The 17923-nt window shown below is 36.3% G+C and carries 6 protein-coding genes; 3 read left to right on the forward strand and 3 right to left on the reverse strand.

Going from position 1 to position 17923, the window contains the following annotated elements; genetic code table 11:
* On the reverse strand, window positions 1–642 hold the full coding sequence (locus L2586_RS00285) for a hypothetical protein (protein WP_235290752.1): 642 nt from the start codon (window positions 640–642) through the stop codon (window positions 1–3).
* Window positions 635–1183, reverse strand: coding sequence for an RNA polymerase sigma factor (locus tag L2586_RS00290; protein WP_235290753.1), 549 nt, complete (start codon window positions 1181–1183; stop codon window positions 635–637). Before L2586_RS00290 ends, L2586_RS00285 begins: the two co-directional genes overlap by 8 nt.
* 446 nt (window positions 1184–1629) lie before the next feature.
* Here L2586_RS00290 and L2586_RS00295 point away from each other — a divergent pair, with 446 nt between their 5' ends.
* Window positions 1630–3060, forward strand: coding sequence for an amidohydrolase (locus tag L2586_RS00295; RefSeq protein ID WP_235290754.1), 1431 nt, complete (start codon window positions 1630–1632; stop codon window positions 3058–3060).
* 16 nt (window positions 3061–3076) lie between these two features.
* Here the strand turns inward: L2586_RS00295 and L2586_RS00300 are convergent, their stop codons facing one another.
* Complete coding sequence (locus tag L2586_RS00300; RefSeq protein ID WP_235290755.1) at window positions 3077–5074, reverse strand: heavy metal translocating P-type ATPase; 1998 nt, start codon at window positions 5072–5074, stop codon at window positions 3077–3079.
* A 374-nt stretch (window positions 5075–5448) separates the two neighbouring features.
* Between L2586_RS00300 and L2586_RS00305 the strand changes: the two genes are divergently transcribed.
* On the forward strand, window positions 5449–10905 hold the full coding sequence (locus L2586_RS00305) for a leucine-rich repeat domain-containing protein (RefSeq protein ID WP_235290756.1): 5457 nt from the start codon (window positions 5449–5451) through the stop codon (window positions 10903–10905).
* Window positions 10906–11022: 117 nt separating this feature from the next.
* Window positions 11023–17748, forward strand: a complete 6726-nt coding sequence (locus L2586_RS00310; RefSeq protein WP_235290757.1) for a T9SS type A sorting domain-containing protein — start codon at window positions 11023–11025, stop codon at window positions 17746–17748.
* The last annotated feature ends 175 nt before the right edge of the window (window positions 17749–17923 follow it).

Genomic DNA, 17923 nt, shown 5'->3' on the forward strand with positions numbered 1-17923 from the left:
TTAAATTTTAATTAAGCTGTCATCTATGGACTTCTTAATCGGTGGAGGTAAGTCCTTATTGATTAATTCCATAAATTCCTCTTTTGATAATTTTTTCCCGCTGGCATTTATTGCTTCAGCTAGGTTTGCAAGCACAACTGGTGATTGCTGATTACTGATTGCTTGGATGAGTCCGGTTCTCACTTTAGGCAAATATGCGTAATCATATAAGGTATTAATACAAGCCAATCTCACATTCACGCTTTCGTCATTGCTGAGTGAAAACATTAAAGCTTCGATTACTTTCTGGTCACTATTTTCTTCAATTTTTGTATTGGATACTAAGCTGATTTTGTCGCCTACATTTTCAGTACTTAGTAGTTGTGTGGCAAAATCTTTTTGGTCAATTTTTTCTAATTCCGAAGAACCAAATTGTTGACCCACATAAAAGGTTAGCACCAGCAGCAACATCGGTAAAGCAATCTTATATAACCAAGTAAATGACCATTGTTTCTTTTCTAACGGACGATTCTCCTCTAGCATCTGATAGAACTTAGCATCCATCCTTTCCGTTGGTTCTTTATCTACTAAGAATTTATCGATCTCACCAGTATTTATCCACTCATTTAACTCCGCTTCTTGATCTTTATTTAGCTTATCCATTTGCTTGCAGTTTATGTGCGTTTTCTTTTAATTCTTGCATGATTCTGAAAACCTTCGTTTTGACATTTGACAACGAAAGGCCATAGAGGTCAGCAACTTGTTGGTACTTCATTTCATTAAGTTTGATCATACTGATCAATTCCCGTTTTTCGTCGTCAAGCATTCTAAGTGCTTTCTGAAGCAGGTTTGATTCCTCTTGATCTAACATTTGATTTTCGCCGTGTTCTTCATGTGCGAAATCGTGATCCATAATGTCTACAGATCTGTTTTTCTTTCTAGCATTAAAATCATCGATGTAGGTATTCCGTGCGATAGTGAATAACCAACTTCTGAAGGATCCTGTCCCTTTGAAGTTCTTTTTATACTTAATCACTTTTTCGAATACGGTCTGGACCATATCTTCACTTTTAGTAACATCATAGATGTTGTTATAGAAGTAATTAAAAAGCGGTTTTTTATACCTCATATAAAGTAGTCCGCAGGCATCTAATTGCCCGTTTTGCACTTTATTGATCAATGATTCGTCGGTTAGTAAATCCATTTCACAGAGGTTGACTTGGTTTTTCTTAAAAGGTTACAGATTTCAGGATTTAATCTAAATTTTGCCATGATTTTACAACAAAATCTGAGTGCTTCTGATCCTTCATACCTGCGTAAATTAATGTTTTAGCAGTTATCTTATCGGAATAAACTCGTTCAAATTTTAATAAGTTTTTGAAGAAATCATTTCTTATGATTGTGCTAGATTTTATTTCAGTAATGTAAGTGTCTAAATTTTCTGTAAATAAGAGATCTACTTCATTCTTGTTAAATATATACAGAATACATAAAAAATAATTTCATTCTGCATAGAAAATAATTGCAGAATGCATAAAATGTGTTGTTGGCAAACTGGTTAGAAATAAGCGCATTAGAAGACGTGTGAAAGCATAATAATCTCGTTATCCCGAAAATTTTCATTATTTTTCAATCCTAAATAAATTCGTAATGAAATATACTTTACTACTCTTACTCGTGTGTCTAGGTCAATTTTCCATAACTGCTCAGCATGAGAATCCGCAGAAACAAAAAGTGCTAGATTTCGTGGATTCGAACTTTCGTGACTTAACTTCATTGAGTGATAAAATATGGTCTTTCGAAGAAGAAGCCTTTCAAGAAAATCAATCAGCTGCGGCGTTAATTGCCTATGCAGAAAAACAAGGGTTCAAGATCACAAAGAACATAGGAGATATGCCTACCGCTTTTGTGGCAGAATATGGTTCTGGAAAACCCGTGATTGGAATCTTGGGAGAATTCGATGCACTGCCTGGACTTTCTCAAAAAACGGTTCCGTATAAAGATCCATTAAACGAAGGAATGCCAGGTCATGGATGTGGGCATAATTTATTCGGTGTGGCATCTTTAGGTGCAGCAACTTCTATTAAAAACATGATCGCTTCTGGAGAACTGAAAGGAACTATCAGATTTTATGGTACACCAGCGGAGGAAAAGTACTTTGGGAAATTGTGGATGATTAGAGCTGGAGCATTTGATGACGTGGATGTAGTATTAGATTGGCACCCTTCAGGAGAAACTAAGACAGAGGTTCAGAAAGGTCTAGCTTTAGTAGATTTTATGGTTGAATTTTATGGCCAAGCGGCACACGCATCGGCTGATCCATGGAACGGACGCTCTGCTTCGGATGCGCTAGAATTATATACAACAGGAATTAATTATTTCAGAGAGCATGTAGAGCCAACCGTAAGGATTCACTACCATATTCAAGACGCCGGTAAAGTGGTCAATGTAGTCCCAGATTATGCGAGGATATGGACAAGAGTTAGAGATACAAGGAGAGAAGGCATGGAAAAAGTGTGGAAGCACATGGAAGACATTGCAAAAGGAGCAGCATTAATGACGAAAACTGATTATAAAATCACCTTGATTTCGGGTGTTCATGAAATATTGGTGAATCGTGTTGGATCTGAAGCGATGCAGAAGAATATGGAATATTTGGGAGCGATTGAATACACAGAAAATGAACAGGAATTCGCGAAAGGAATTCAAAAGGCAACAAATAAAGAAGAAGTTGGAATTGAGTCTATCATTACTCCACTTGAAGAAACCCTAGAACATCCTAGAGGTGGGTCAACAGATGTGGGTGATGTTTCATGGGTAGTTCCAGTGGTAAGAATGAGAGCGACTACAGCTCCTAAAGGTACTCCTTGGCATTCTTGGGCAGTAGTTGCTTGTGGTGGAATGTCTATCGGTCATAAAGGAATGGCATATGCTGCTAAAACCTTGGGAATGACGGCGGTAGATTTGTTTGAGAATCCAGCGTTGATTACAAAGATTCAAGATGAATTTAAAGAGAAAAAGGGCGATTACGAATACAAAGGGATCATTCCAGATGGTCCACCACCAGTGGGAGATAACTGACAAAAATGATTTAAGATTATTCTTTTACTGCTAGCAATCTTAAGGCATTTAGAACAACAACAAGTGTAGAGCCTTCATGTCCAACTACCGCTGGTCCGATAGAGGCGATTCCTGTAATGGTAAGCGGTATTAAAATAGCGACCATTCCTAAACTTATCCAAAGATTCTGCTTGATGATGCTTTTCGTTCTTCTACTGAGCTTGATGGCAAATGGCAACTTGTCGATTCGATCAGCCATCAGTGCGATGTCCGCAGTTTCTAAAGCTATTGGCGAACCTGCAGCTCCCATTGCAATACCTATATTCGCTGTTGCAAGAGCAGGAGCATCATTGACTCCATCTCCTATCATAGCTACGATTTCTTTAGATGCGATTAATTTTTTGATTTCTTCGACCTTGTCTTCTGGAAGGAGATTTCCACGAGGATCAGTTATCCCTATTTTTGATGCAACAGCATTGGCGACGCTTTGATGATCACCAGTTAGCATCACCATTTTCTTAATGCCCATGCCTTTAAGCGCACTCAATGTTTTAATTGCATCAGGTCTTGCAATGTCCATAACGGCCACGATGCCTAAATATTTATCACCTCTTCTAACGATCATAGAAGTCTCTCCATTTTCTTCTAATTCACTCATTATTTGGTCAATTTTAGAAGGGACTTCTTGGTTCGATACTTCTTTCATTAAAAGTCGATTACCTATAAATACTTCCTCTTTATTAATCATCGCCTTGACACCTCTAGCAGTGATTGCCTTTAAGTTTTCGGCTTTGGGAAATTGATCAGTATTCAATAATTTAATACTCCCAATGGTAATGGCCTCAGCTAGCGGGTGATCGCTTAGTGCTTCGACTGCAGCTGCGGTTTCGAGAAGGAGTGTTCGGTCCTTATCATTTAGGGCAATTACTTGGGTCAATTTGGGCTTTCCTTCTGTTAAAGTACCCGTCTTGTCAAATGCTATAACCGTAATGTCTCCTAGTTTTTCCAAAGGTCCTCCACCTTTAATCAGAATACCACTTCTAGCAGCTCTTGCTACTCCTGAAAGAACTGCACTTGGCGTAGAAATAGCGAGCGCGCAAGGAGACGCCGAAACTAAAACAGCCATTGCTCTGTAAAAACTTTGTTTAAATGTTTCATCTATGACTAGGAAAGCGAGCATTAAAATTCCAACAAGAATTAAAACAAAAGGAACGAAATATTTTTCAAATTTGTCTGTGAAATGCTGCGTAGGTGATTTTTGACTTTCTGCTTCATTCACCATGGTAACAATCCGAGATAGCGTACTGTCACTTGCTTTTTTGAGAACTTTTATTTCAAGTGGCTGTGCGCCATTAATCGTCCCAGAAAAGACCCTGTTTTCACTTTTTAGTTTGTCAAATGTGGTAGAAATATGGTTAGTAGCTAGTTTCTGAACAGGAACACTTTCACCAGTAATAGATGCTTGATTTACTTGAGATTCTCCTTTGATGACTACGCCATCTGCAGCTATTTTATTATTTGGTTTTACCAGAATGATATCTCCTAGTTCCAATTCTTCGATGGGTATTTCTACTTGCTTTTCGCCTTCTAGTCTTATAGCGGTCGGTGGAGCTAAATCTGACAATGCAGTTATAGATTTTCTGGCCCGATTCATTGCATAATGTTCTAAGGAATGTCCAAGACTAAAGAGGAATAAAAGTAATGCGCCTTCCGCCCATTCTCCTAGAATTGCTGCACCAATAGCAGCAAAAAGCATCAAGAAGTCAATTTCGAATTTCCCTTCGGTGATGGCTTCATACGCTTCCTTAGTAGTATAGAACCCACCAAAAAAGTATGAGAATAAATAAAAGCCTATGGTTATATTAAGAGGGATGATTTTTAAATAATGGAGAAAAAATCCAAGACCCAGAAAAGTACCAGATAAGATGGCAAATATCAACTCTGTTTTCTCTCCAAATATGCCATGTGCGTGATCATGTTTATGCTCTTTGTTTTTATGATCGTGATCGTGTTTCGAATTTAACTTCTTTGGCATAAAATGGATTGTTAATTTAAACGTGTAAAAATTTCAATAATGTTTAAAAGGAATCGCTCGATACACAAACTAGAAAAAATCAATCTAATAAGTTGCGTTTTTACTTATATATTTTCATTTATATCTGGTGTGTCAACTAGTAATCTAAGCCAATTTCAAATTGGAATTTTAAGTAAGTGGGGAAGGTTGGAAATATTTCTCAAATGTTAAATGTGCAAGATTAGAGACATAAAAATAGTCGGCTACTTTCCATTGAAAGAAAAAATATATAAATTGATGATCAGTGAAGGCTATTGCAATAGGATGTTCTTTGCTACCTGGAAATTAATGAGCGTGGAACCTTTGATTTGTTGTGAATTAAGGCTTAAAACGCTATGCGGATATTTTTTAAACTTAAATATGCATTTCTTGCAGTTTTAAGTTCTATTCTACTGATTACTACTGATGGACCAGCGGCATCAGCACCTCCTTGTGATATGCCAGATCATCCGGATTATGCACCACTTATGGCATTGTATAATGCTACAGATGGCCCTAACTGGAATAATAGTACAGGTTGGGGAGAGGATTGTGATGTGTGTGGCTGGTATGGGGTGAGTTGTCTTTCTAATGACAGAGTACATTTAGTTCAGCTTCCACGAAATGATTTAAAAGGAAATTTACCTATTGAAATCGGAGACCTTGATTCACTAAAAATTCTAAGATTAAGAGATAATGAAATATCAGGCGATATTCCTTTAGAATTATCCAATGCAAAAATTATCTATGAATTAGATTTAGGGGGAAATGATTTTACCGGAAACTTTCCTGAAGTTGTTTTTAATTTATTAAATCTGAAAAAATTAAACCTAAGTTTTAACGATTTTACTGGAAATATTCCGAATAATTTTCAAACATCATCACAACTCGAATTTTTTTGGGTTCAAATTAACAATCTTTCAGGTGAAATTCCAAGTTCATTATATGATATTAAAAGTTTAGAAGAAATACATATTTCTGGAAACTCAATAGCTGGAATTTTGTCTCCCGATATAGGTAAGCTGAGTAACTTAAAAGAGTTGCATATTAATAACACGCAAATTGGTGGATTTATACCACCGGAAATTGAAAATGCAGAAAGTTTAATTGAATTACAGATTCAAAATTCAAATTTAGAAGGAAGCCTTCCTATTGAGCTTTTTAATCTTGAAAATCTTGAAAATCTTGATTTAAGAGGAAATCATATAACTGGTGGAATAGACAGAAATGTAAATAATCTTATAAATATCAAAATTCTAGATTTAAGTAATAACAATTTATCCGATACGTTACCAAATAATCTTTCAAACTTAGTTAATCTTCAAATTTTAAAATTAGGACGTAATAATTTTACAGGTAAAATTCCTACTGATATATATAGTTTAAGTTCACTTAAGACTATAGAAATTAACAATAATAATTTAGTTGATTCGATGTCTTCTGCAATTGCTAATTTATCTAATTTGGAAGGGTTGAATTTTAGTCGTAATCAACTCTATGGCAGAATTCCTGATGTAATTGGAACTTTAGAGAAATTGAAACTTTTATACTTGCACGTAAACAGTTTTACTGGTGAATATCCAGAATCATTAGGCGACATGCTGTCTATTCAAGCTATGTACATAAATGATAATTATTTAGAAGGTTGTTATCCTGCCTCATATCAAAACCTATGTAGTATTACTTCGCCTTTAATAAGTTCATACTGCAACTTCGAAAACCCAACTTTCGCTGAATTTTGTGCTGGTGAACCATGCAACAACACCCTAAATATGTCAGCTTCTAACCTTTCTGTATGTGAAGGTGAAACAGTCTCGATGCAACCTGGATCAAACTACTCAAATTACCAATGGTCAGAACCGAACCAAACCTCTAAAACACTTACTACAACTGTCACAACCTCGAAATATTTTTATCTCACTGTAACCAACTCACGTGGTTGTACCAAAACAGATTCCATCTTTATCCATGTCACTTCCACTGACCCTGGAGCTGAATCAGCTGAAATCTGTCCTGGAAAAACAGTTGAAATAAATGGTGAAGTGTTCGATGAGATTGGTTTCTTTCAACAACTTATTCCAAGCCCTGGATCATGTGATTCTATCGTAAATGTTACCATCACTCAGAAAGAAGGAACAACCGGCACTTATGCAGAAACGATATGCCCAGGCACTATGACGACTATAAACGGACAAGATTTCGGTGTTGGAGAATCGATACAAACCATAGATAACCAAGCTGGATGTGATTCTGTAATATCAATAACCATTAGTGAATATCCAACATACGAAACGAATTTAGCTTATGAGGTTTGTGAAGGAGGTACCTATAATTTTGAGGGGATGGAATTGTCAGTGGGTCTAACTACACTGGAGTTAACAAGTGAGTTTAATTGTGACTCAATCATCAACATTGACATATCTGAAAAGTCAAACTCATATGAGACAATCACCGGTTCTTTCTGCTCAAATAGTCAAGTTGAAATTAATAATGAATTTTTCGATGTTGCAGATACTTATATCAGAACACTAACGAATAATGAGGGTTGCGATTCTGTGTTAACCATCATAGTAACAGAAAAAGAAACGAGCACTGGAATGGTCGAAGCAACCATATGTGAGGGGGATTCCGTTCTCATAGCTGGAAATTATTACAAAGAAGGTGGGACTTTTAATAGAGCGCTTACGAATGCCGTGGAATGTGATTCCTTTTTAAATATTTCGATTACATTACTTCCATCTGAGATTACGAATCTAAATGAATTCATATGCAGCGAAGAATCCTTTGAAATTGGTACAGAATCATTTAATACATCTGGCCAGTATGTCGTAACATTAACCAACCAATTCGGTTGTGATTCTATCATTAATTTGAACCTGAATATTATATCAGGCGAAGATCAGACGATTAATGCGACAACCTGTGAAGGAAGTCCATACGAATTTGCTGGCGAGCTTTATGTTCATTCCATTACAGTAATGGACAGTATAGTAATCAATGGATGCAAGTCTTTAACTACCTTGAATTTAGAAGTAATAGAACCCGTTAGCTACGAGTATGACCAGTTTATTTGTGAGGGTAATGTTCAATATTTTTATGGATATTTCTATGATGCTGACACTTCATTAAGTGTTACGTTAAACACCAAAAGCGGCTGTGATTCTATTGTAACAATGCACCTTTTTGTGACAGAAAACAAAGTGGTTACAATAGATACTTTTATTTGTGAAGGATCGACATTGTATTTTGACAATCAATTCTATGATTCCCCAGGAACAATAGAAATCCCTCGAAAGACTTCTTATGGTTGCGATAGTTTGACCTATTTAAACATTGACCTATACGAATCTGAAACGGATACCTTTTATGCTGAGGTATGTGAAGGGAATACAACTGAATTCTTTGGCGATAGTTATGGAGTAGGGGAGCATGCTGGTACTTATGATGACGGCAACTGCCTGCAGCATTTTAATCTGGTCATATCAGAAGTGAATAAATTGAGATATGATGAAGTATTATTCCTGTGTTCTGGAAGTCAATTGCAATTCATGGATGAAATTTATGATCAAGGGGGACTATATCATCTGGATGAAGACGTGAATGATTGTGAAATTCTGGAGGATCTGATCGTATTAGAAAAGAGTAGTTCATCTCTAATTATACCACAGGTTTTTTGTGCTGGAAGTAATTTTGAGTTAGGAGGAGAAATAATCGAAACATCAGGAATCTATCCGGTTTCAACCAATGAAGGTTGTACGGATAAATTTGTATCTATCTTGTTTGTATCAGGTGAAAAAATAACAATAGAAGAAACGATTCAAGAGGGTGAAGGTTTTGAGTTTGGTGATGTTGTGTATACTGATTCTGGAGTTTATGAAATAACGGTTGGTAGTGAATATGGATGTTCTACCATTATCGAACTAATATTACTTGTGGAAAAGTGTGAAGGCATTCGAACGGAGTATCGGACGCTTTGCGCAGGTGAATCTATTCAATTTTATGATCAGAACATCTCATCAAGTGGGATCTATGAATATCATAAACCATTAGAAATAGGTTGTGATAGTATCATTCAATTAGACGCAACCTTTGTTCCTGAGGTGGATTTTAGTATTATCGGTGAGACCTTTTTATGTGCAGGAAGTGAAACCACACTTTCAGGACCGGAGGGATATCGTTATTTATGGAACAATGGTGCAGAAACCTCTAGTATCATCATTTCCGACGGGGGAAAGTATGAGTTGACTATTTATAATGAAAATAACTGCGCGACTACTGCAGAAATTGTAGTTGAGGAGGTACGATTTCCATCGGAAGCTCTTGGAATAATAGTAGAGGATCCATCTACTTGCGAGGCGGTGGACGGAGAAATATCCATTGACATCGAAATGACTGAAAACTATTTATACAGCATCGATGGGGGAGCAACTTTTCAAGAATCGAATACATTCACCCAACTTTCAAATGGTAGTTATAACATCGTCTTAAGTGACTTGCTTGAAAGATGCAAAAAGGCTTTAGAAACACCTGTTGTTATAGAAAGTGATGGTGTACCACAGATAAAAGAAATCAATATCACTCCGATTAATGATTGCAATAATCAACTGGGAAGTATAGAAATTATTCCTGCAGATGCATTCGAGAATTATCAGTATAGCATTGACAATGGAGCGAATTGGTCTGAGCAAGGATTATTCGAAAACTTGGAATCTGGAGTTTATCAAGTGCTATTGGGAGAAGAAGGATCACTTTGCATTAATAATTTATCCTCGCCTATTGAATTAGAGAACATTGGTAACTTATCGGCCGAAATCCAGGTTGATGAAAACGTGAGTTGTGCGGCAGCTTCGGATGGTATGGCCAGTGTTCAGATTTTACAAGGAGAGGCACCGTTTAATATTACATGGTCGAACGGAGGCTCGAGTCTAATTCAGAATAATTTGTCTGTGGGAAATCATGAGATAACAATTACAGATGCTAATAATTGTGAGCAAGTACTTGAAATACAACTCGACGCACCAGATATTGAAGATGTATTGTCTGCATTCCAAGATACGATTATCTGTACAAATGAAACGCTAGTTTATGAGATGGATACTTCTTTTAATTATATTTTGTTCAAAGAAAGCGAAGTCTATTATGAAGGGAGATATCCTGAAATATCTGAAACTGGAACCTATCAAATAGTGATCGAAAACGGGTCTTCGTGTGTTGCTGATAAATTTATAGAAGTGAACGAAATCGACCTATCAGCTTTAGGTATTGACTTCTTATTGAGTACTGAAGCAGTGAAAGGAGTAGAAGTTATAGCGGTCAATGTTTCTGATCCGATGCCTGATAATTTTGAATGGATGTATGATTCATCAGGAATAAAGGTAAATACGATCGATCCTTTCTCAAGTGGTTTCACATTCGAGGGTAGTGGGGATTATGAAATTTCTATTCTTACAGAAGTGAATGGGTGCTTAGCACGTTTTGACAAAACAATTGTTGTTTATCCAGATTCTAGTCATTTAGGAACTTACGAAGAGCCTGAAACAGCTTTTGATATAGATCGTTTCGGGTCCTGGAAAGTATTTGAAAATCCGAATAATGGCCAGTTTAATGTCGAAATAAATGTGGGTACAGGTAAAGTGCCCATTAGATTAGCAGTCTATGATATTTATGGCGGGCTCATTGAAAATAGAACCATCAGAGGTAAGCGAAAATATTTAGAATCGTTCAATTTGGCGGGAGCGGGAACGGGAATTTATACGGTAGTTTTATCCGCTTTCGGGAAACAATTTTCGAAAAACATACTAATTGTTAAATAGTAAGGTAGTGGTCAATTCTTTGATTTTAACAGTCTCAGCTATTTCATTTGAGCTAGAAAATGCGTAATTTATAATCTTAACGCCGCTTTTACTTTTAACCTGAGATTATTTTAATTTATGCAATTAATTGTGCCTTTCAGATTAGGCTGGATTACATTGTTTGCGGTGTCCTTTCTTTTGATATCTGATAACAATGTCCACAATCCCACCTTTAGAGCTGATGATCCAGCGGGATGTGATGAAACATTGGAGCATCCCGATTATACTTTCCTGAAACGCTTCTTTGAAGTAACAAATGGCGAGCAATGGGTTAACACGCTTGCGAATAATAAACCATGGCTAAAGTGTGATATTTGCTCATGGTATGGAGTAGTCTGTGAAAATGGAAATGTTATAGAAATCAACCTACCTAATAATAACGTTTCCGGTGTTTTTGATGTGAGAGCTGTGGAGTTTGTGAAATTAAAGAAACTCGATTTGTCTGGGAATGATTTTAGTTTCTTTGCTTCTTCTGAACTAGACTATATCTCAGCGCTTGAATATTTAGATTTATCCTCGAATCATCTCAGTAGTAATTACAATAATATTTATGTCAAAGCCACTAATCTTAAGCATCTAGATTTATCTGATAATGGACTTACTTACGTATTGCCAGAAATAATTGATTTACCAGCGTTAGAGTACTTTGATTTTTCTCAAAATGAGATGACAGGATCGGTTCCTAATTCAATAGGAAATATGGTTCTGTTGAAACATTTAAATCTTTCAAGCAATGACTTTACAGGGAGTTTTCCAGGATTTGTTAGCAGTTATAATAGGTTACAATTTTTAGACTTAAGTGATAATAGAATTTCAGGTTGTATTCCAACTTCTTATAATGTGCATTGTGATATTCAGAACAATGTCTTTCTAGATGAAAATTGCACCTTTGATGATCCTACCTTTATAGAATTCTGTGCGGGGGAGGTCTGCGATGAACAATTGAATCTAAGTGCTCCTTCTTCCACTTGTATAGGACAAACATTTACTATAACCGCGGAAAGTGGTTATGCTAGCTATGAATGGTCTGTTGGATGCGATGGACCACAGAATAGAGCCCAAGGGTATTCGGTGGTAAAATCCTGCCCAGGCACATACAGTGTTACAGTAACAAACGACAAAGGGTGCACACGTACTGGGTCTATAACGATCCAAGAGTATATCGAACCAAATCAAAATACAAGTGCAAGTTTCTGTGAAGGGGAAAGCGTGGAAGTAGCTGGAAGAACATTTGATTCTGCTGGAGTTTTTCAAGTTGCGCAGACGACACCTCAAGGATGTTCATATACTTTAAATGTATCAGTCACTGAAGTATTAAGACCTCGAAATACCTATAACCTAGAGATATGTAATGGTTCATCACAGTCTATTCATGGTGAAAGCTATAATTCTGCGGGAACATTTACACAAAATGTTATTAATCAAAACGGTTGTGATTCATTATTAACTATAAATGTCAATATTTTAAATACCTATTCAAATGAGGTTTACTATAGTGTTTGTCCAGGAGGAACAGTTCCACACGATGGAGAAGATTATGGGAAAGGAACATTTTATAGGACTTATGATGCACAAAATGGATGTGATTCAATTCTGACAATATATGTTGATGAATTAGAAACATTTAGTTCAAGCATAACACTCGAAGCATGCGAAGGTGAAACGGTAGAACATGATGGCATTGATTATAGTGAAAGTGATACCCGAACTTATCAAGCTCAGAATGGTTGTGACTCGATTTTACACATTACCGTTAATCAGTTACCAAGTAGCAGTACTTTCGAAACACATTCTATCTGTAATGGACAATCTGTTGAAATTTTCGATTCTACCTACACAGCTGGAGTTCATAATATCCCTTACTTTAATGAAAATGGATGTCTTTCTAATTTAGAACTAACCGTTAATGAAACTGCACCATACATTGTTAGAGATACTGTCCAGATGTGTAATGGTGTTCAAGTTAACTATGATGCAATGCATTATTATAATACACCTGGCTCATTTACAATTGACACAGTAGATAATAATGGATGTAATTATATAATCGAACTAGAAGTTCCTGGCGGCACAACGAGCATAGAAGATATTACCGTACAAAGATGTGACAATCAGCCAGTTTATGTGAATGGAAAGTCAGTGTATGACGGAAGCGTACAAATTTTAACAAATGCTTCTGGATGCGATTCTATACTTAATATTCATGTGAATTCTGGTTTTACTTCAGATAGTACATTAATATTAGATTTTTGTTCGAATGATCCACCTACCATTAATGGAACGCTGTATAATAAAACAGGGTGGTATCCACAAACATTGGTTAACGCTTCCGGCTGTGATTCATTATTATTAATAAAGCTTACAAAATTAAATACATCAACTAAATATTTAGATGTTCAAATTTGTCCTAATCAAGAATTAACTATAAATGGAGAAACTTATGATGGTCCAGGATTTGATTTACAGTATTTAACCAACGCTGTAGGGTGCGATTCCTTTTTATACTTAACATTAATAGAAAGTGACACCATCAAAACTGATTTTCGAAAAACTTTATGCGGCAATGAATCCATAAATATCGGTGGTGTAACTTATGATGAAACAACTTACGATGTTCAATCATACACAACTAGTAGTGGTTGCGATTCGCTAGTTTACATCTACATTGAAAAATACGAACATACATTCGAAACGATTAATAATCATTTGTGTACAGGTGATACATTGACCTATAATAATGAGAAAATATTTGCTGGAGGAACTTACATCCAGGACTTAGAGAATAGAAACGGTTGTGATTCAACATTGACCATTATCATCAATGAGTTTTCGCCATCTGAAAGCTATAATGTCAGGGAGACATGCGACGGTGATCCATGGTCAGAAAATGGGGAGAATTTATATACGGATGGTATTCATTTCCAGACAATCCCTAATGCAGTTGGATGTGATTCAATAATCACAATTGACTTAACGGTTCATGAACTTACTTTTGAGACAATGGACTTACAGGTTTGTAAAGACCAGCCGAGAGACGTGAATGGTATTTTTTATGATGTCGAAGGGACATTTACGCAGGACCTAACAAATGCTGCTGGCTGTGATTCAACTTTAACCATCATCGTCGAAATTGTAGAGGAGATTCGAGCAGAATATCATGAAGAACTATGCGAGGGAGGATCAACAACTATCAATGGTGAGTTTTTTGATGCCACTAGAACCACAGAGCAGTATTTTACTTCATCTATTGGCTGTGATTCGGTTTTAACGGTTTCGGTTATCGTTCATCCTCATACTTTCGGGCAAGTAGATACAACAGTGTGCACGGGTTCTACTACATATGTCAATGGTCAGGCTTTCACAGCTGGTGGAGTCTATTCTCAGAAAATAGAAAATATGGCAGGCTGCGACTCCACAATAACAGTTTCAATAAAAGAACTTTCACCAACGTCTTCTTCTGCAAATTATGAAATTTGTGAAGGGGATTCCATTAAAATTAATGATGTTATCTATGAATATGGCGGAGAATTTAGCCAAACATTCACAAATGCAGTGGGTTGTGATTCCACGTTCTTCATATCGATCTTAGAACATCCAGATACTGAACAATCGATCTATAGGTATATCTGCCCAGGAGAAACTACAACTGTAAATAATGTAGATTATACGGTTCCGAATGTTTACGAACAAAGCTTCATGAATGCGCAAGGTTGTGATTCCACACTTTATATTAATGTCGAATATTCTGCGCCGAAAGACACCACCCTCTATGACTTTATTTGTGATGAAGGTGAATATGCTTTCAAGGGAAGTGTCTACTATTCCCAAGGGATTTACCAATTTGATACCTTAACACAACGTGGCTGTGATTCTACTATTTTTCTGAATCTAGGCTTGCTTACGGGAACTGACACCACAATTTATAGAACCATATGCAAGAATCAGTTTTATACCTTCGGTGTTAAGAACATATATCAATCGGGAAGCTATTTCGATGAAATTATTATCGGCGGTTGTAAAACACCAACGACCCTAGAATTAACAGTTCTTGATCCAGTAGAAGGATATCGAGAAGTACATAAGTGCGAAGGTGAACTGTTCTGGGTAAATGGTAAGTACGAAAGCGAACCTGGATTGTATACGGAAATTATTCAATCCTCTCAAGGTTGTGATTCCATCTTGAACTCTCGGTTAATTTACGAAACTGCTAAAGAAACAATTATTGATACTTTTCTTTGCCATGGAGAATCTGTATACTTTGATTTTTTCCTTTATACAGAACCTGGTAATTATAGGATTCGAAGAAAAACGAGCTATGGCTGTGATTCCATAGTGAAGTTAAATATTGAATGGTATGATAATGAAATAGACTACTTTAATATGAACGTTTGTGCTGGAGAAACAGCAACTTTCGAAGGGAATGAGTATAGTGTAGGGACGTATAATGGTAAATATTTTGATGGATTTTGTACGCAAAAATATGAGTTGGTAGTCGAAGAAACTTCTTTGATAAAACTGAACAAAACATTAATGCTTTGTGAAGGAGATTCAGTCGAATATTTAGGAAAGTGGTTCGATTATTCAGGTCAATTTTATCTCGGAGAAGAAATCGGAACTTGTGAATTTGTTGAATATGTGAATGTAGTCCGAAATATTGGGGAAGGCATAATTAAGGAATTATTCTTATGCAAAGGGACGAGCTTAGAAGTAGGTGAATTATTAATCGAAGAAGAGGGTGATTATCTGATTGAAAATTGTGGAGAAACGGAAAGCTATCATATTAGTTTTATAGAGGGCGATACCATTTTTATGGAACACAAAATTAACCCAGGTCAAAGTATAAATATAGAAGGCAAATTATATGATGAGAGTGGCACCTATTTAATTGAAATAGGTAATGAGGCAGGATGTTCTTCTATACTTTATTTAAGTATTCAAGTAGAGGCTTGCGATGGGGAAAGAATAATATGGCAGACGTTATGCGAAGGTGAATCTTATAACTTTTATGGACGAGCTATAGATGAAAGTGGACAATATGAGTACGTTAAGAATTTAAGCTTTTCATGTGATAGTATCATTAAGCTAGATATTCAATTTTCTTCTGTTGCAAATTTCGAGATAGAGGGGGAAGAGACAATTTGTAGTGGCGAATCCATGATCTTGTCGGGGCCGGATGGTTACTCATATTTATGGAATACTGGGGATACTTCACGTCAAATTAGTGTAAATCAATCTGCTGATTTTGAATTAGTTATAACAGATGCTAGCGGTTGTACCCAAAATGCACGCTTCACGACTGAAGTAGTAACTTTCCCAACTTCGCTAGACATTTATAAAACGGAACCATCTGAATGTGGAGTCGAAGATGGAGTTATCGAAGTCGACGTTCCTCAACCGGAGAATTATTTATATAGTAAAAATGGTGGTGATGATTGGCAAGAAAGTCCAATTTTCAATGAATTAGGTGCGGGAAATTATTCCATCTTGCTAGCTGATCCTAGCTTAACATGTACACGTAAGAATACTTTTGAAATTACATTAGAGAATGACGGTATTCCAGAAATACAAGATCTTTATGTTACCCAATCTAATGATTGTGTAGAGCGGAAAGGGAGTATTCTTGTTCTGATGAAAAATTCAGAATTGGATATGGAATATAGTATTGATGGAGGAGTGAACTGGAGTGAAGGTAACTACTTTACAGATTTAGAAGATGGTCGTTATGAGCTCTTGATTTCGCCAGTTGGAAGTGAATGTGTTAATAATTTTACTGACATCATTGAAATCGAAAATACTGCAGGATTAGAAAGTTTTGTAACAATTGAAAAAGAACTGACATGTATAGATTCAGGTGATGCAGTTGCTAAAGCGAATGTTGTAAGTGGAAGTGGACCTTATATTTATACGTGGTCAAATGGGAGTTCTGATAGTATCGCTTCATCATTAGATGCAGGCTCTTATTCTGTTACCGTATCAGATAAGGATGGCTGTGTAGAGCAAATAGGGTTTGAAATCGAACAGTTAGATTTAACGGCTGTTACAGCGGAATTTCAGGATAGTTTTATTTGTGACAGCGATACGCTATTATATACGGATTTGGATAATGCTTACCACTATCAATTATTCAAAGAGGATGAATTTATAGCAGAAGGGAATCAATTTGAAATTACAGAAACAGGACATTATCAAGTCATTGCATCTAATGATGACGGTTGTCATACGGGAAGTGATTTCTTAGTTGAAGAAGCTTTTGCATCCGAAATGGGCGCTGATTTTCTCTTAAGTTCGAATGGGTTACTAGGTGAAGAAATATTCATGATAAATATTTCAGATCCGATGCCTGAAATATATCATTGGGAATTTGATACCAGTATGGTTGAAACAGAGGTGATGGATTCACTAACCCAAAAATTAACATTTAAAGATACAGGAGCATTTTCTATTGTCTATGCTGTAGACAATGAGGGCTGCCTATTAAAAATAGAGAAAACGATTCGTATTTTCAAGGATAGTTTATCCATTGAAGAGGAAGCAGAAATACTAGACTACGGCCTAGAGTTTTGGTCGGTAAGTCCTAATCCGAATGATGGAAACTTTAATGTGGAAGTATCGCTTAGCAAACCTGGTGGCATCAAATTGTTGTTGTTTGATATGTTTGGATCAAGAATTGGCGCTATTCCATTAAACGGAAAATCATCATATCACCAAAAAGTCAAACTTCCTTCATTGCAGACGGGAATATACTCTTTGGTGCTGTTACACAAGGATAAGGTTTATCAGAAGAATATATTGATAATTAATTGATTAGGACTGAATACGCTCAGTCTTAAATTTTCAAAAGGTTTAAGTTAAGTAAGCTCTTGGTTTTCCGCCTGAAAGGTTGCCTGAGACCAAGAATTGTATTGGTTTCCATAAGATGGTAGATTGTTAATGTCTTCATGATTTTGTATTTCTTAACATTTTAAGGAATGGCATAGCT

The sequence above is a fragment of the Portibacter lacus genome (genome assembly GCF_021533215.1).
Classification (GTDB): Bacteria; Bacteroidota; Bacteroidia; order Chitinophagales; family Saprospiraceae; genus Portibacter; species Portibacter lacus.